General features: G+C 60.7%; 10 protein-coding genes. 4 read left to right on the forward strand and 6 right to left on the reverse strand.

The window, feature by feature from the left end; translation table 11 throughout:
* Window positions 1–19: 19 nt before the first annotated feature.
* Window positions 20–1,450, forward strand: a complete 1,431-nt coding sequence (locus Q0K10_RS02140) for a hypothetical protein (RefSeq protein WP_294502535.1) — start codon at window positions 20–22, stop codon at window positions 1,448–1,450.
* 13 nt (window positions 1,451–1,463) lie between these two features.
* Here Q0K10_RS02140 and Q0K10_RS02145 read toward each other — a convergent pair whose 3' ends face one another.
* Both Q0K10_RS02145 and Q0K10_RS02150 read right to left on the reverse strand, forming a co-directional pair.
* Window positions 1,464–1,856 (reverse strand): DUF4186 domain-containing protein, encoded by a 393-nt coding sequence (locus Q0K10_RS02145; protein WP_294502537.1) that lies wholly within the window; start codon window positions 1,854–1,856, stop codon window positions 1,464–1,466.
* 26 nt (window positions 1,857–1,882) lie between these two features.
* A complete protein-coding gene (locus Q0K10_RS02150; protein ID WP_294502539.1) occupies window positions 1,883–4,042 on the reverse strand; it encodes a hypothetical protein in 2,160 nt (719 codons plus the stop codon).
* A 153-nt stretch (window positions 4,043–4,195) separates the two neighbouring features.
* On the opposite strand from Q0K10_RS02150, the gene Q0K10_RS02155 reads away from it, so the two are divergent.
* From Q0K10_RS02155 to Q0K10_RS02165, 3 genes are read left to right on the forward strand one after another with little or no spacing between them, the layout of a single operon-like run.
* On the forward strand, window positions 4,196–5,578 hold the full coding sequence (locus Q0K10_RS02155; RefSeq protein WP_294502541.1) for a hypothetical protein: 1,383 nt from the start codon (window positions 4,196–4,198) through the stop codon (window positions 5,576–5,578).
* A complete protein-coding gene (locus Q0K10_RS02160) occupies window positions 5,575–6,240 on the forward strand; it encodes an HAD family phosphatase (protein ID WP_294502543.1) in 666 nt (221 codons plus the stop codon). Before Q0K10_RS02155 ends, Q0K10_RS02160 begins: the two co-directional genes overlap by 4 nt.
* A 5-nt stretch (window positions 6,241–6,245) precedes the next feature.
* Window positions 6,246–6,968: an acyl-ACP thioesterase domain-containing protein gene (locus Q0K10_RS02165; RefSeq protein ID WP_294502545.1), complete on the forward strand. Its 723-nt coding sequence runs from the start codon at window positions 6,246–6,248 to the stop codon at window positions 6,966–6,968.
* A 4-nt stretch (window positions 6,969–6,972) separates the two neighbouring features.
* On the opposite strand, the gene Q0K10_RS02170 is transcribed toward Q0K10_RS02165, so the two are convergent.
* The 4 genes from Q0K10_RS02170 to Q0K10_RS02185 all read right to left on the reverse strand — a co-directional run bounded on the left by Q0K10_RS02170 (window position 6,973) and on the right by Q0K10_RS02185 (window position 13,974).
* The gene (locus tag Q0K10_RS02170; RefSeq protein WP_294502547.1) at window positions 6,973–7,863 is read right to left on the reverse strand and encodes a hypothetical protein; all 891 of its coding nucleotides are present in this window, start codon (window positions 7,861–7,863) and stop codon (window positions 6,973–6,975) included.
* A 2-nt stretch (window positions 7,864–7,865) separates the two neighbouring features.
* On the reverse strand, window positions 7,866–9,050 hold the full coding sequence (gene purT, locus Q0K10_RS02175) for a formate-dependent phosphoribosylglycinamide formyltransferase (protein WP_294502549.1): 1,185 nt from the start codon (window positions 9,048–9,050) through the stop codon (window positions 7,866–7,868).
* A gap of 132 nt (window positions 9,051–9,182) precedes the next feature.
* Window positions 9,183–11,645: a BatD family protein gene (locus Q0K10_RS02180; RefSeq protein WP_294502551.1), complete on the reverse strand. Its 2,463-nt coding sequence runs from the start codon at window positions 11,643–11,645 to the stop codon at window positions 9,183–9,185.
* 1 nt (window position 11,646) lies between these two features.
* Window positions 11,647–13,974: a VWA domain-containing protein gene (locus Q0K10_RS02185; protein ID WP_294502553.1), complete on the reverse strand. Its 2,328-nt coding sequence runs from the start codon at window positions 13,972–13,974 to the stop codon at window positions 11,647–11,649.
* Window positions 13,975–14,065 lie beyond the last annotated feature (91 nt).

Below are 14,065 nucleotides of genomic sequence, written 5' to 3' on the forward strand. Positions count from 1 at the left end.
GCGGAAAGGGAGGTGCCTCATGAAATGGACTGTTGTGTTTTTCGGTTCCGTGGGTTGCTTTGTCATCTCTCTGGTGCTCCTGGGGATTCTCTTCGTTGCGGGAGTGAGTGTCGGCTGGTGGTGGCTGATCCCGGTGGGGTGCATGCTTCTCTCCGCCGTCGCCGGTCCGCGCGGGGTGAGGGAGCAGATGTCGGCGATACGAAATGCGTTCCGCGATTTTCTCGAAAACGGTGTCGCGCTGCGTCCGGTGAATTCGGCGGATTTTCCGCCGGAATATGTGGAAAAAATTGTGCAGGCAGCCGATGAACTCGTCGCCGCCGGAATGATCCGCGTGGGAGAATTTCAGGGCCCGGAAGAGCTGTTGAAACAGGAGAAACAGAAGTTCCGCTGTATTCTCCGCTCTTCGGACGGAACGCTCTGGGCGGAAGTCTGTGCGATGCGACCGAAGTTTCCCGCCCGCTGTTTGATGTACCTGTTCGGATACGGGCGCTATTGCCGGCGGGCGTCGGTGGAAATCTCTTCGTTTTTTGCGGATCGTTCCATGATGGATGTGGTGAACGGGAAGAAGATCGCCGCCATGCGGGAGATTCCGGGCGTCCGTTTGGAGTGGCGTCCGGGCGAAGAACCGCGCAAACTGCTCTGGACGGCACTGGAGTTGAGGCGGAAGATCGAAGACGGCGGCCGGAATCCGGCTCTGCCGCTCTCGTTTGAAACGTTTGCAGAGACTTCGCGGCGGTGGGGGCTCTACCTTTCGATCCGGAATTCCACCTTGCCGCCCCCCTCGGACGAGGAGCTGCGGCGCGAGAATTTCAGCGATGCGGCGATTGCGAAGTTCCGCCAATGCCGTGAACGCCCCGCTCCCGTCGGGCCGGAACCGCGGCCGGAAGTTTCTCCTGCCGAAGCGGCTCTTCCGGCGGAAGTGGTTTCGGGGAATGCGTCCGAGCCGGTTTCTCCGGGGAGCGTGACGATTTCGGGGGAAATTCCGCTTTCGGATCTTTCAGCCGCGATCGATGAGGAGGAGGCGGGCAAATTCCGGCGGGCGGTCACGAACCTCGGAATCATGACGCTGCTTTCGGTGGTGAATGTGGTGCTGATCGTCTCCGGCGCGGAGGTGTCGTTTCCATTTTCGGCGTTTTTCCCGGGGCTGGCCGCCGCAGTGGGAAAGGAACTTGCCGTGGAGACGGGGGGCGCTTTCTGGAGTTTCTTCGGCGTCGGAGTCGCGCTCTGGTCGATCCTGCTGTACGCTGTCTGCTGGGTGCTGGCGAAAAAAATCCGTTGTCTCATTCTCGTTGCTTTTCTGCTTTTTGTGCCGGATTCTCTGCTGCTGGCTTTGTTTGTCCCGGGTGGAGGAGTTTCGATCTGGATCGACGTGGTGTTTCACGTGTGGGTTCTTTTGTCGCTTTTTTCCGGTGTCCGTGCATGGTGGAGCCTGCGGCACAGAGCGCCGTAAGCCGCCCGGGTGATCATGGAAAAAGATCGGGCGTGTGCGGAATCTCCTCGACGCCCGCATCATGGGCGCGAATCCAGCCCATGAGAAGCGCGACGATCCCGGCGATTTCCTCCTCGGTCAGCGCCCGCCCCTTCGGAATTCCGTGCCATTTCTCCAGGCATCCGCGACAGCAGCAGCCGGTCGCGTGCTGGGCGACGAAACAGGGGTGGCCGCGCATCGGGGTCTGTCTGCCGTCGTTCGAAATTTCCGCCGGGGCGAGCCGCTGCCGGATGAACTTTGCGCATTGCGCCTCGATTGCGGCGTGTCCATACCGGGCCAGGCTGAGCAGTTCCGTTTTCCGAAGCCGGAAACGGCTTCGGAACTTCGACTGCGCGAGGCGCGGCGCCGCTTCCTCGTAACTTTGCACGGCAGATCCTTCCGGCGTTTTTCCCGTCACGCGAGCTGCTGAACGTCGAGACGGTAGCCGGTGCTGTATTTCTTCGGGTTGCTGATTTCAACTTCGACGAAATAGACCGCCGGATCGAGTTCTCCGGAACGGAAGGCGGAATCAAGTTTGATTTTTTTGCCGGCCTCGTTGTAGAGTTCGATTTTAAGTTGTTTGCCGATTTCGATTTCCGGATTGTCCGGGACGAGATTCAGATCGACTGCGCAGGCGCTGTCCAGTTCGAATCGGAAGAAGTCGACCGGGTCGTCGAATCCGACCGCATCGGTGACGGATGCCGTCTCCGCATCATCCCAGTTCAGCCGGGTTGCGGTGGTGCGGTCATTGTTGTCGACGGGAGCGGCGGAGTAGCGATCGGTGATGTCGAGCGTGTAGGCACTGTTGAGTTTCCCCTTTCCCTTGTCGCCGGATTCGACCATCAGATAGACCGGCATTGCGGGAAGGAGCAGGTTGTCCAGTGAGCCGCTGCCCTGTTTCACGGTCAACGTCTTGATCTTCTTTCCCTGGCTGTATACCGAAAGCGTGAGTTTGTCCGTGACGTTTGAGAGTGTGACCGAAACGGTTCCCGCACGGAGGGGATCAATCCGGTAACAGTCCGCCGCGTCGCCGTACCCGACCCAGCCCGAGACGGATGCGTTCCCGCCGGCGTCGAGGTCGATCCATTCGGCTTCTTCAACGCTGTTGTCGGCCGTGGCTTCCGGGAAGAGGTGGTCGTTGATGGTCAGCGTATAGGAGCTGTTCTGCTTCCCTTTGCCCTTGTCGCCGGATTCGACGGAGAGGTAAGCGGTTCCCGCCTCCAGCAGATATCCCCCCTTGAAAGCGTCGGAGTTGTCTTTGGAGAGTGTGACGTCCTTGAGCTTCTTGCCGTCGGCACGGTAGAGCGTGAGCTTGACTTTGGCGGAAAGCCCGGTGACGCCGACGTAGAGCCGGCCCGCCGACTCCGGATTGATCCGGTAGAAATCCACCGAGTCGCCGAAGCCGACCCAGCCGTCGGCGGACGCGTGGCCGTTTTCGTCGAGAGGAAGGATTTCAGCTTCCGCGATGGAGTTGTCGGCGGAGGCTTCCGGAAAGAGATATTCGTTGATGTTCAGCTTGTAGGCCGTATTCTGCTTCCCCTTGCCCTGGTCGCCGGACTCGATCGAGAGATACGCGGCGTCTTCGAGCAGGTAACCGCCCCGGAAAACGTCGGTGCTGTCTTTGGAGAGCGAGACGCTTTTGAGTTTCTTGCCGTCGGCGCGATAGAGGGTGACCTTGACCTTTGCGGAGAGGTTTGTGACGCTGACGAAAAGGGTTCCGGCCCGTCCGGGATCGATCCGGTAGAAATCGGTCGCATCTCCATAGCCGACCCAGCCTGTTGACGAGGCGCTGCCGTCCGGAGCGAGGGTGAGCGTGTCGGCGGCCTCCGTGGAGTTGTTGTCGGTCGGAACCGGGAAGTAGTTCTCGCGAACATCGAGTGTGTAGGAGGTGTTCTGCTTCCCCTTGCCCTGGTCGCCGGATTCGATCGAAAGGTAGGCGGCGCCGTCGAGCAGGTAGCCTCCCTTGAAGACGTCGGAGCTGTCTTTTGAGAGCGAGACGCTTTTGAGTTTTTTGCCGTCGGCGCGGTAGAGGGTGACTTTGACTTTCGCTGAGAGTCCGGTGACGCCGATGAAGAGGTTGCCGGCGCGCGCGGGGTCGATGCGGTAGTAGTCGACGGAGTCCCCCAGGCCGACCCATCCGTCAATTGCGGCGTTTCCGGCCGGGCTCTGCGGCAGCCGGGTGGCGTCGTGAAGGGTGTTGTTCATGGAGGCTGCGGGGAATTCGGTCCCGGTGACGGAGAGCGTATACTCTCCTGTGCTTTTGCCTTTGTCGCTGCTTTCGAGCATCAGATAGTAGGTCCCGGCGGCGAGCGTGGCGGGCTTCATGGAAAATTTGCCGCCGGAGATCGAAAGCGGTGCGGCCTTTTTCCCGTCCGAATCATAGAGGGTCGCTTTGACCCGGAGACTGGAGCTCAGGCTGCCGATGATCTGGAAGATCCCGTTGGTCAGATTGAGTTTGTAGCAGTCCGTGAGGTCGCCGTCGAGGCCGAGCGTCTCGGTGTGCGGCGTGTTGAACAACAGATCGGTGGCGGTCGCGAAAGCGCCGCCCGCGTCGGGTACGGGTGGATAGGACATGATGATTTCTCCGGAAAAATTCAGGTTGTTTCAATTGTTCTTAATCTAGCGCATTTGCTGAAAATATCAAATCCCGGCGGAAGATTCATTGAAAAGATGCCGCTTTTGCGCTATATTCCCTCCATGAGGGAGCATCAGAACCGGAGAGAGGGGATGGGCAGCAGAACCAGTACACTGAAATTTTCCGAGAGCGGCGTCCGCGGCATCGTCGGCGAGGGGCTCACCGCACGTCTTGCGGCGGAACTCGGCGCGGCGTTCGGATTCTATCAGGGCGGCGGGCGCATCGTCGTCGGAAGGGATACCCGTCCGACCGGCGGGATGTTCGAGCAGGCGGTTACGGCGGGGCTGCTCGCCGCGGGCTGCGAGGTGATGCGCGCCGGGATCGTGCCGACTCCGACGCTGCAGTTTTCGGTCAAGGCGAACCGGGCGGCGGGGGGGATCGCGATCACAGCGAGTCACAATCCGGCCGAGTGGAATGCGTTGAAGTTCATCGGCGCGGCCGGGACGTTTCTTTCGCCCGGGGAGGCTGCCGAACTGTTCGACCTCTACAATCAGGGGAATCTGCCGTACCGGTCCGAATCGGATTTCCGCGACATTCGTCCGCTGGACGGAGCGTTTGCGGCGCACGAGGCGCGGATTCTGGAAGTGATTGATTCCGATGCCGTGCGGCGGCGAAAGTTCCGGGTCGCGGTCGACTGCGTGAACGGTGTCGGCGCACTGTACAGCCGGGGATTTCTGGAGAAGCTCGGCTGCGAAGTTTTCGTTGTAAACGCTGTTCCGGACGGCGGTTTTTCCCGCCCCCCCGAGCCGCTGCCCGAGAATCTCGGCGAACTTTGCCGTGTGGTGCGGGAAGCGCACTGCGATGTCGGTTTCGGGCAGGATCCGGACGGTGACCGGTTGACCGTCGTGACCGACGAAGGTGTCGCACTGACCCCCCATCACACGGTAGCGCTGGCGGTCGATCAGGTGCTCGACGGCGGGGATCCGGGGCCGGTGGTCGCGAATGTTCAGACCTCCCGGCTCGTGGAGGAGATCACCCGAAGCTACGGGTGCGAATTTTATGCGGCGCCGGTCGGAGAGATCAACGTGGTCGAGAAGATGATCGCCGTCGACGGCATGATCGGCGGGGAGGGCAACTGCGGCGGTGTGATTGATCGGCGCGTGCATCCGGGGCGCGACAGCTTCTGCGCAATGGCGCTGATTCTCGAACGGCTCGCTTTTTCGGAACGGAAGCTCTCGGAGATCGTGGCGGATTTTCCGCCGATAGCGAACCTCTCGTGCCGCTTTTCCCTGCCTCCGATCCGCTCCCGCGCGGTTCTGGCGGAGATGACGCGGCGTTACCGGCAGTACGATCCGCTGACCTTCGACGGGCTGCGGTTCGATCTGCCGCAGGGGCGGATTCTCATGCGCTCCTCGAATACGGAGCCGTTGCTGCGGCTGAATGTCGAGTGTGCGGACCGGCAGGGCGCTGAGACTCTGCTCGAACGGTTTCGCACGGAAATCCAACATCTCATTGAGGAGACTCCCGCAAAGTGACGCGTCCTTCGGTTTATTTTTTCGACATGGATCATACGCTCATCAACCACGACTGCGATGTGAGCTGGAAACAGTTCGTCGTGAAGCACGGCCTCGCGCCGGAATCGGACCTGGCAGAGGCGGATCGCTATTTTGACGACTACAATGCCGGAACGCTCGATGTCGAAGAGTTCTACGGGTTTCAATTTCGGGAGTTCGTCGGAAGAAGTGAGCCGGAGATGCTCGAATTGTCGCAGCTCCATTTCCGGGAATTCGTCGAGCCGCACATCTACGGGGAGGGGAGGCGTCTGGTCGGCTCTCTGCTGGAACGGAATGTGCCGGTGGCGATTTTAACGAGCACGAATTCGATCGTCGCGCGGCCGATTGCGGCGGCGCTCGGAATATCCGAGGTGCTCGGCACCACTCTGGAACTGAAGGACGGCCGCTTCACCGGCCGGATCACCGGTCCCTACGGCGCTCGCGAGGGGAAGGTCGAGATCGCCCGGGAGTGGGCGGCGCGCCACGGCGTCACACTCGCGGATTTCGCCTATTACGGTGACAGCGTCAACGATGTGCAGATCCTCGACGCGGTCGGATTTCCGAACACGGTCAACCCCTCCGGCGAACTTCGCCGCATCGCCGGGGAGCGCAACTGGCCGATCCTGACCTGGCGGGAGGGGTGATCATCATGCCGGCGACTTATCTGGAACATTTTGTGGTCCGCCACCGCGAGGCCGACCGTAACGGCGACCTCCGGCTCGCCGGCTGGTTTGATTTTCTTCAGGAAGCGGCTGCGAATCATGCTTCCCAGCTCGGAGTCGGGCTCGAAATGCTGCGGAACAACCACATGATCTGGGTGTTGTCGCGCCTGAAACTTGCGATGGAACGCTCTCCGCGGATCGGGGAGCGCGTCACGGTCGAAACCTGGCCGAACGGCTTCCGGCGGCTGCATGCCGCGCGCCAGTTCCGGGTCATCGGCGGGGACGGTGCGGAGATTGCGCGTGCGTCGAGCCGCTGGCTGCTGCTCGGACTTCCGCGTCTGCGTCCGTTGAAACTTGAGGCTCTTCCGGTCGAACTGCCGGACAACTCCGCGTTGCCGGATTACTTCGAACTGGAGGAGAAACTCGCTGCACGCACGCTCACGCCTGAACTCGAAGTTCCCGTCCGCTACTCGATGGAGGATGTGAACGGCCACATGAACAACGCCGAATACGCGGGGCTGGTACAGGATTTCGCCGCTGCGAAACGGGGGGAGCCGCCCTGTTTCCGGACGGTGGAGCTTCACTATCTTTCCGCAGTCCGTTCGCCGGACGTGCTCTCCATCGGCGGTGAATTCGACGGGAATACGCTGTTTGTCGAAGGAGCGGGGCGGAACGGCATGATGAGTTTCACCGCGCTGGCGACCTTCTGACGGATCAGAGCTGTCTGCAGAACGCCCGGAACCGGCAACCGGAACACGCCTCCCGACGGGGCGGGAAGTCATCAAGGCACACTTCGCCGGACGGACGGACCGCATTGAGCATCTCCGCTGCGCCGGCTTGAATTTCCCGCAGTGTGCGCGCGGCGTTGAGTTCGATCCCGGACTCCCGCAGAACTCCTTTTTCCGGGATAAGTTCGAATGTTCGCACCCGGTTCGGAGGAATGTGCAGAACGTTCATCGCATGAAAACGCAGCAGCAGAGCCGTCGTATCGGTCCCCGAACTCTCCACGAACGAGAGCACTCCCTTCTCCTGAAACGCGAGAAGCGGAACCACATAACAGTGCACTCCGCCGGGAATCGTCACTTCGAGCGGAGAGTCGATCGCGCGGCGATGAAGGAAACGGACGGACGCAAGGATCGGCCACACGCCTGATTCGAGCGCGTCAAGCGCCTGACGAAGTTCCCGCTCGAGCCGTTCCCGTACCGCACCGGAGCCGGCGGAGTCGGAATAGTAGAGCGTTTCCAGCATCGGCGCGGCGTGGTCACGTCGGAACTCTCCGTGCAGCATCCGGTGAAATTCCCGGTGAAACCGACTCATGACCGCGCCGGAAAGATGTGGAAATCCGGCCGGAAACTCAGGGTCTTCCGATTCATGCGGCGCATAGAATGCCGCACGCAGCTCCGACCCGATCAGACGCCGCAGATAGCCGCTCTCCGACAACAGCGAACGCATTTCGTGCAGGTTGCGCAACTCCGGAACGGCATCCGCGTCATGGCCGCCGCGCGCCCCGTAATAGTGAAGAAAACAACTCCGGCGGCAGAAGTTCCACATCTCCTGCCGCCGAACCGACCAGCTGAACGCGATGTCGGCCGCGCTGCGGATCATTCTCAGAGTTCGACCTCAACAGCCCTGCGCATGCGGAACACTTTTTCCAGCGCCTCGTCGGTTGAGTTCCCCCGTGCGAGACAGACGCCGAGACGGCGATGCCCCTTGAGTTCGGGTTTGCCGAAGAGCCGGATCTGCGTGTCGGGTTCAGCGAGCGCCCCGTCGATGTTTGCAAAGCGGACCGCTTTCGAGTTCCCGTCTGCAACAATCGCCTTCGAAGCCGACGGCCCATGGAACGCGATGTTCGGAATCGGCAGACCGAGGATCGCGCGGGCGTGCAGATCGAACTCCGAAAGATCCTGCGAGATCATCGTTACCATGCCCGTATCGTGCGGACGCGGACTGACTTCACTGAAGATGACCCGGTCGCCGCAGATGAAGAGTTCGACGCCGAAAATGCCGTATCCGCCGAGTGCGGCGGTGATCGCTCCGGCGATTCTCTGCGCTTCCGCGCGTGCCTTGTCGCTCATCTTCTGCGGCTGCCATGACTCCTGGTAGTCGCCGTCGACCTGATGGTGGCCGATCGGTTCGAGGTACGAGGTCCCGCCGACATGACGGACGGTCAGCTGCGTGATCTCATAATCGAATTTGACGAACCCCTCAACGATGACCTTGCCCGCTCCGGCGCGGCCCCCCTCCTGAGCGATTTTCCAGGAGTTGTCGATGTCCGCTTCGGAACGGACCACGCTCTGTCCGTGACCGGAAGAGCTCATGATCGGTTTCACCACACACGGAATTCCGATTTCGCGAACCGCGGCGTCGAATTCTTCACGCGTGGCGGCGAACCGGTAGGGGCTGGTCGGGAGCTTCAGCTCCTCGGCCGCAAGACGGCGGATCCCTTCGCGGTTCATCGTGAGTTTCGCCGCGCGCGCTGTCGGGACGACGTGATACCCCTCCTGTTCCAGTTCAACCAGTGTATCGGTTGCGATCGCTTCCACTTCCGGTACGATAAGATCGGGTTTTTCCTGCTCGATCACGCGGCGCAGCTCCGCGCCGTCGAGCATGTTGATGACGTGCGACCGGTGGGCGACCTGCATGCCGGGGGCGTTTGCGTAGCGGTCGACCGCGATGGTCTCCACCCCGAACCGCTGCATTGCGATCACCACCTCTTTGCCGAGTTCGCCCGCCCCGCAGAAGAGCACCTTGCATGCGGAGGGTGTCAACGCCGTTCCGATCGTCCTGCCCATGATGAATCCTTCCCTGAAAAACTGTTTCCCGTAAAGCGGAAGGGCGGATTTTCTCCGCCGCCCCCCGCTGTTTTCGTCTGTCGAACTAATATACTGCCGCCCCGCAGGAAAAGCAAGGCGTTTTTTGTGGTTTCAGAAGAGCGGCATGACCGCTTCTCCCGGAACCCAGCCGTCCTGCCCGTCGGCGCTGATCCGGACGAATTCTCCGTTTCGGTCGAGAATTCGCGCATCACTGCCGCCGGGAACGGTCGCAATTATGCTGCCGCTCGATTTGCCGGGGAGCGACCGCAGTTCGACCGTTTCGCCGAGCACGATCGCACGGTCCGGATGGTAACTCCCGTTCAGCTGAAAGTGAATCGCCACTGCCGAGAGGATCACCACCGCCGCCGCTGCCGCCAGCGTGATCCGCACCAGCGGGGTCGGAATCATGCGCCGGAGTGCCGCGACAAGCATCAGCACTGCCAGAGCGACCGCACCCGCGAGCAGATAGTGATCCGGCCGCAGAAAATCGCGGCAGTGCACGAGCCGGGACTCCTTTCCCTGAGAAAGTTTCAACTGATCGTCGACCAGCTGGAGATCCTCCGCAATGACCGGGTCGCGCGGCGCGAGCCGGTGGGCGCGTTCAAAATATCCCTTCGCCAGCGGCAGCTCGCCGAGCCGGTAAGCCGCTTCCCCGAGGTTGTAGAGAACATGCGGGGAGGGGGCCCGGTCGTTCAGAACCTTGCGATACTCTTCCAGCGCGGTCCCGTAGTTGCCCGCGGCGAACGCCTCTCCGCCCCGCGTGAACGGGTCGGCTCCCGCGGCAGGAAGCGCGAAAACGGCCAGAAGCAGCAGAAGCGCGTACTTTTTCAGTCCCTTGATGAGCAGTTCGACGTTCGCCCGGCTGAACAGCGCTTCCCGGGCGGCGGCGGGCATGAATTCCGACGCGGTCTCATCTTCGAGGAATTTCCGCAATTCCGGATCTTCGACCCGGGCGGCGATTTCTCCGGGTGTCGCGCCCGGCGGCAGACGCAGCGCCTCCGCCAGCAGCGGGTGAACCCCGGTGGTCATGAGATGCCGGAATTCCTCTTCAGTGCGGGCCGCCTTGAGTCCGGCAATGAGTTTTGGGGTCTCCTTCTTCAGAAGCCGTGCGCGACGGAACTCCGGATCGTGAGCCGCCCGGTGCCGCCGCCGTGCTGCAAGCTCGATGACGAGCGCAACGAGTCCTGCAACGACCACGATTCCTGCCGCAGCCGGAATCGCGTTGCGCATGAGCGGCAGCCGCACTCCGCTGCCCGGATCGGTCCGGTGCGTGTGCCGGACGGGGGAGGGGCGCCCGGAGCTTTGCGACGTTCCGGGCGCGGCGGACGTCTCCGCCGCGGAATCGTTTCCTCCCGCCGTGTAGCCCGGCGTGAGCGGCAGTTCGCTCTTTTCTACCGTCAGCTTGAGATCGAGATCATGCACGGCATATTTTCCGGTCGCGGTGTCGAAGGTTGCGAACCGGAGACTCTTTTGAAACTCTCCGGTCTTGAGCGGGACGACCGCGTAACGGATGCGGATCTCATCCTCTCCCTTCTGCACTTCGGCCGGGAATACGCGCATGTTGTCAAACGCGAGTTTCGGCGCGATGAGCGTATCGGCGGTGCCTCGGCCTTCGAGTTTCAGATAGAAGGTCAGCGCTTCGCCCATCTTCGCGAGGTTGCGGTCGAATCCGCCGGTAAGTTTCCACTCGCCCACAAGTCCGAGGTTGATGCTTCCGGCCGGCGCGGGAGGAAGCGGTTTCACTTCGAACGGTTCCGGAGCGGAGATCGCCAGCGTGTACGGTTTATAGTTGAAGTCGTCGAACATGAAACCGAATCCGAACGGAGTGCGTTCCTCCTCTCCGGGCATGACGATGTTCAGCGTCAGCGACGCCCCCGGCTCGATCCGTCCGGCTTTGAGCGGACGCAGTTCCGTGTTGAACTCGAATTTCAGGCAGCGGCGGCCGTCGTGAACCGTAGGCCGCACCGAAGGCTCCTCGAAGTTGGCCGTGCGTCCGTCGGACCAGGTGTAGCTGCGCGAGATCAGGTCGTCGATTCCCGAGAGTTCCGGCAGCTGGACGAGACGCGGCCGCAGTGACTCAAGCGCATAAACCGTGATCCGCACCGGAATCGCCTCGCCGACGTAATAGCTTCGGCGGCCGCCCGGAATCGAAAATTCTCCTGTGATCGCATCCTTGAATGAAACACGTTCGCCGCGGTCATTGCCGACTTTCATCTCCGAAAGCGGAACGACTTCCACTTCAAGCTGTTTCGTCATGACCTCCTCGCCGTCGACCTTCACCGGAAACGCGGGGATGACGAGCTTCCCCGCCGCCGTCCCGACAATGCCGATGCCGATGCTGCGGCTTGCCCGGCCGTTGATGACGCGGGTGCTGTTCTGGCGCATGTTGGTCAGCCAGCGACCGTTTTTGAGCGGCGGAAGCTGGATCTGATTTTCCAGGTTCCCGTCGACTTCCAGGAAGAAGTAGAACGGTTCGTTCTCCGGAACGGAATCCCGGTCGACCGACACTTCGATTCCGGCGGCCATCGCGAGAGCCGCCGCAAAAAACATGATTGTAATGATGAACTGTTTCACGTTACCAATCCTTTTCCACTTTGCGTTCTCTGTACGAGGGGCGAACCCGGTCGCGCAGTGTTTTTTCTTCATCCTGCATCATCTGCAGCAGCTGCTCGGCGGTCTCCTCGGAGAGTTGACCCTCTTTTTCTTCGTCCCCGGCTTTGCCGGTTTCGGAGTTTTCCTCCGCAGCTTCAGCCTCGGACTTCTGCTTTTCCGACTGCTCCTGATCATCCGACTTCTGTTCGGCGTTCTGCTGCCTGGTGGAGTCGGAACTCTTTTGGCCGTCGTCCTGATTCTTCTCCTCGCCGGATTGCGGCTGCTGTTTATCTTCTTCGCCGTTTTCGCCATTATCGCCTGGGGAGGCGAGGGCGCGAGCCGCTTCGTCGAGGTGTTTCTGCGCCTCGTCGCTCTGATTCTCCCGACGCTTCTGCGCGGCTTTTTCCAGCTCCTGCCGGGCGCGTTCGGCCTGTTCGCTCATCTGTTTCTGATTCAGTTCATCGGCTTGCTGTTTCAGCTGCTCGGCTTCGCGCTTCGCCTGTTCGATGGCACGATCCGTGTCCTGCTGATTCTGCTGATTTTGCTGATTCTGCTGATTCTGCTGATTTTGCTGACTCTGCTGATCCTGCTGACTCTGCTGATTCTGCTGACTCTGCTGATTCTGCTGATTCTGCTGATTCTGCTGATTTTGCTGATTCTGCTGATTTTGCTGATTTTGCTGACTCTGCTGATTCTGCTGATTTTGCTGACTCTGCTGATTCTGCTGATTTTGCTGACTCTGCTGATTCTGCTGATTCTGCTGATTCTGCTGACTCTGCTGACTCTGCTGACTCTGCTGACTCTGCTGACTCTGCTGATTCTGCTGATTCTGCTGATTCTGCTGATTCTGCTGTTGGGCCTGCCGGGTCTGCTGCTGCGCCTTTTTCTGTTGTTCCTTGAGTTCCTCAATCTTTTTCTTTAAGATTTCTGCCCGGCGGCGATCTGTCGCGAGACGGGAGAGATGGTTCGGCATATCCCCGGATGCGCTGAGGCTCTGCCGGTAAAGCTCTTCCGTCTTTTCGATCCGCCCGAGCGTTTCATCGAGCATCTTCAGCGCGGGATCGAGCTGCTGCGCCTGCACCGACTCCACCGCTTTCTTCAGATTTTCCTCCGCACTTTTGTGAGCCGCAATACCGAGGTTGAACAGCGACCGGGCTCGAACCTCTTCGTCGCCGACCCCTTCGCGGATCGCCTGCTCGTAAAGTCCGGCAGCCTCCTCCTCGCCAGCAAGCTGTTTTTCACGTGCCTGGTTGTAAAGCTCCGCCGGAGTTGCCCCGGTTGCACAGAACGGCAACAGCACCGCCAGCGGCAGAACCGCGCGCCAATGGAACGGACGCTCCCCGAGCAGCAGATAAATGGCAAACAACACCACCGCCGCCGCAAGCAGAAACGGGAAGTCATCATACGGAATCATCCGGTCGACCGCTTCCTGCTGCGCTTTGCCGAGCTGATCGATCCGTGCTTCCAGCTGGGAAATCCCGGGATCGGTGACCGTGCTGCGCAGATACATCCCGCCGGTCTCTCTTGCAAACTCCTTGAGCTTTTCCTCGTTGAGGCGGCTTGTGGCAAGTTCGCCGTCGCTCGTGCGTTTGAAGCCGCCGTTCTCATCCGGCACCGGCGCCGCAATGCGCGGATCCCCGAGACCGACCACGAAGAGCGGAATATTGCGAGCCTTGAGTTCCGCGATCGCAGCACTGCTGTTGCCGGAGAGTTCATCGCCGTCGGTAACGAGCAGCACCGCCCGGTTTCCCGCCGCCGCCTCGAATGCGTCAAGCGCGATCTTGATCGGCCGCTCCAAATCGGTTCCGCCGACCGGAATGCTCTCCGGCCCGAGCTCATCGATGTATTGCAGAAGTGTCGTCTTGTCCGACGTGAGCGGACATGCGAGAAACGCCCGCCCGGCGAACGCCACGAATCCGAACCGATCCGAACCGGTTCCCTCCACAAGTTCCCGGAGCAGATATTTCGCGTGTTCGAGCCGTGACGGTGCGACATCGGTCGCCCACATGCTCTTGGATACGTCGAACAGCACAAGAATGTCCCTGCCGAATCCCTGCTGGGAAATCACCCGGTAGGAACGATAGGGACGCGCCGCCGCCCCGACCAGAAGCAGCATCACGCCGACGAGCAGCGCAAAGCGGATTCTCCGTTTGGCGGGCGAATATTGCACGGCCGCCGGGTCCGATGCGGATTGTCCCAGCAGCAAGGTGAGCATTTTTTTCCGTTTCGAAGCCGCATAGAGCCCCGCTCCGGCAAAGAGCAAAAGCAGTGGCAATGCGAGCCACAGCAGTTGCGGATATACAAAATTCATAAAATTCATCCCCTCCTTTAATTATCAGGAATATAATAGTTTCTCCCGAATAATCAAGGGGGGAACGAAAGGAAATCTCGCAGAAAAAATA

Origin of the sequence: uncultured Victivallis sp., assembly GCF_944391105.1 — a bacterium.
In the GTDB taxonomy this organism is placed as follows: domain Bacteria; phylum Verrucomicrobiota; class Lentisphaeria; order Victivallales; family Victivallaceae; genus Victivallis.

Excerpts from the sequence above, each read along its gene's own strand:
- Q0K10_RS02140 (WP_294502535.1), top strand. The coding sequence starts at position 20 with ATGAAATGGACTGTTGTGTTTTTCGGTTCCGTGGGTTGCTTTGTCATC.
- Q0K10_RS02150 (WP_294502539.1), bottom strand. The coding sequence starts at position 4,042 with ATGTCCTATCCACCCGTACCCGACGCGGGCGGCGCTTTCGCGACCGCC.
- Q0K10_RS02155 (WP_294502541.1), top strand. The coding sequence starts at position 4,196 with ATGGGCAGCAGAACCAGTACACTGAAATTTTCCGAGAGCGGCGTCCGC.
- Q0K10_RS02165 (WP_294502545.1), top strand. The coding sequence starts at position 6,246 with ATGCCGGCGACTTATCTGGAACATTTTGTGGTCCGCCACCGCGAGGCC.
- Q0K10_RS02170 (WP_294502547.1), bottom strand. The coding sequence starts at position 7,863 with ATGATCCGCAGCGCGGCCGACATCGCGTTCAGCTGGTCGGTTCGGCGG.
- purT (WP_294502549.1), bottom strand. The coding sequence starts at position 9,050 with ATGGGCAGGACGATCGGAACGGCGTTGACACCCTCCGCATGCAAGGTG.
- Q0K10_RS02185 (WP_294502553.1), bottom strand. The coding sequence starts at position 13,974 with ATGAATTTTGTATATCCGCAACTGCTGTGGCTCGCATTGCCACTGCTT.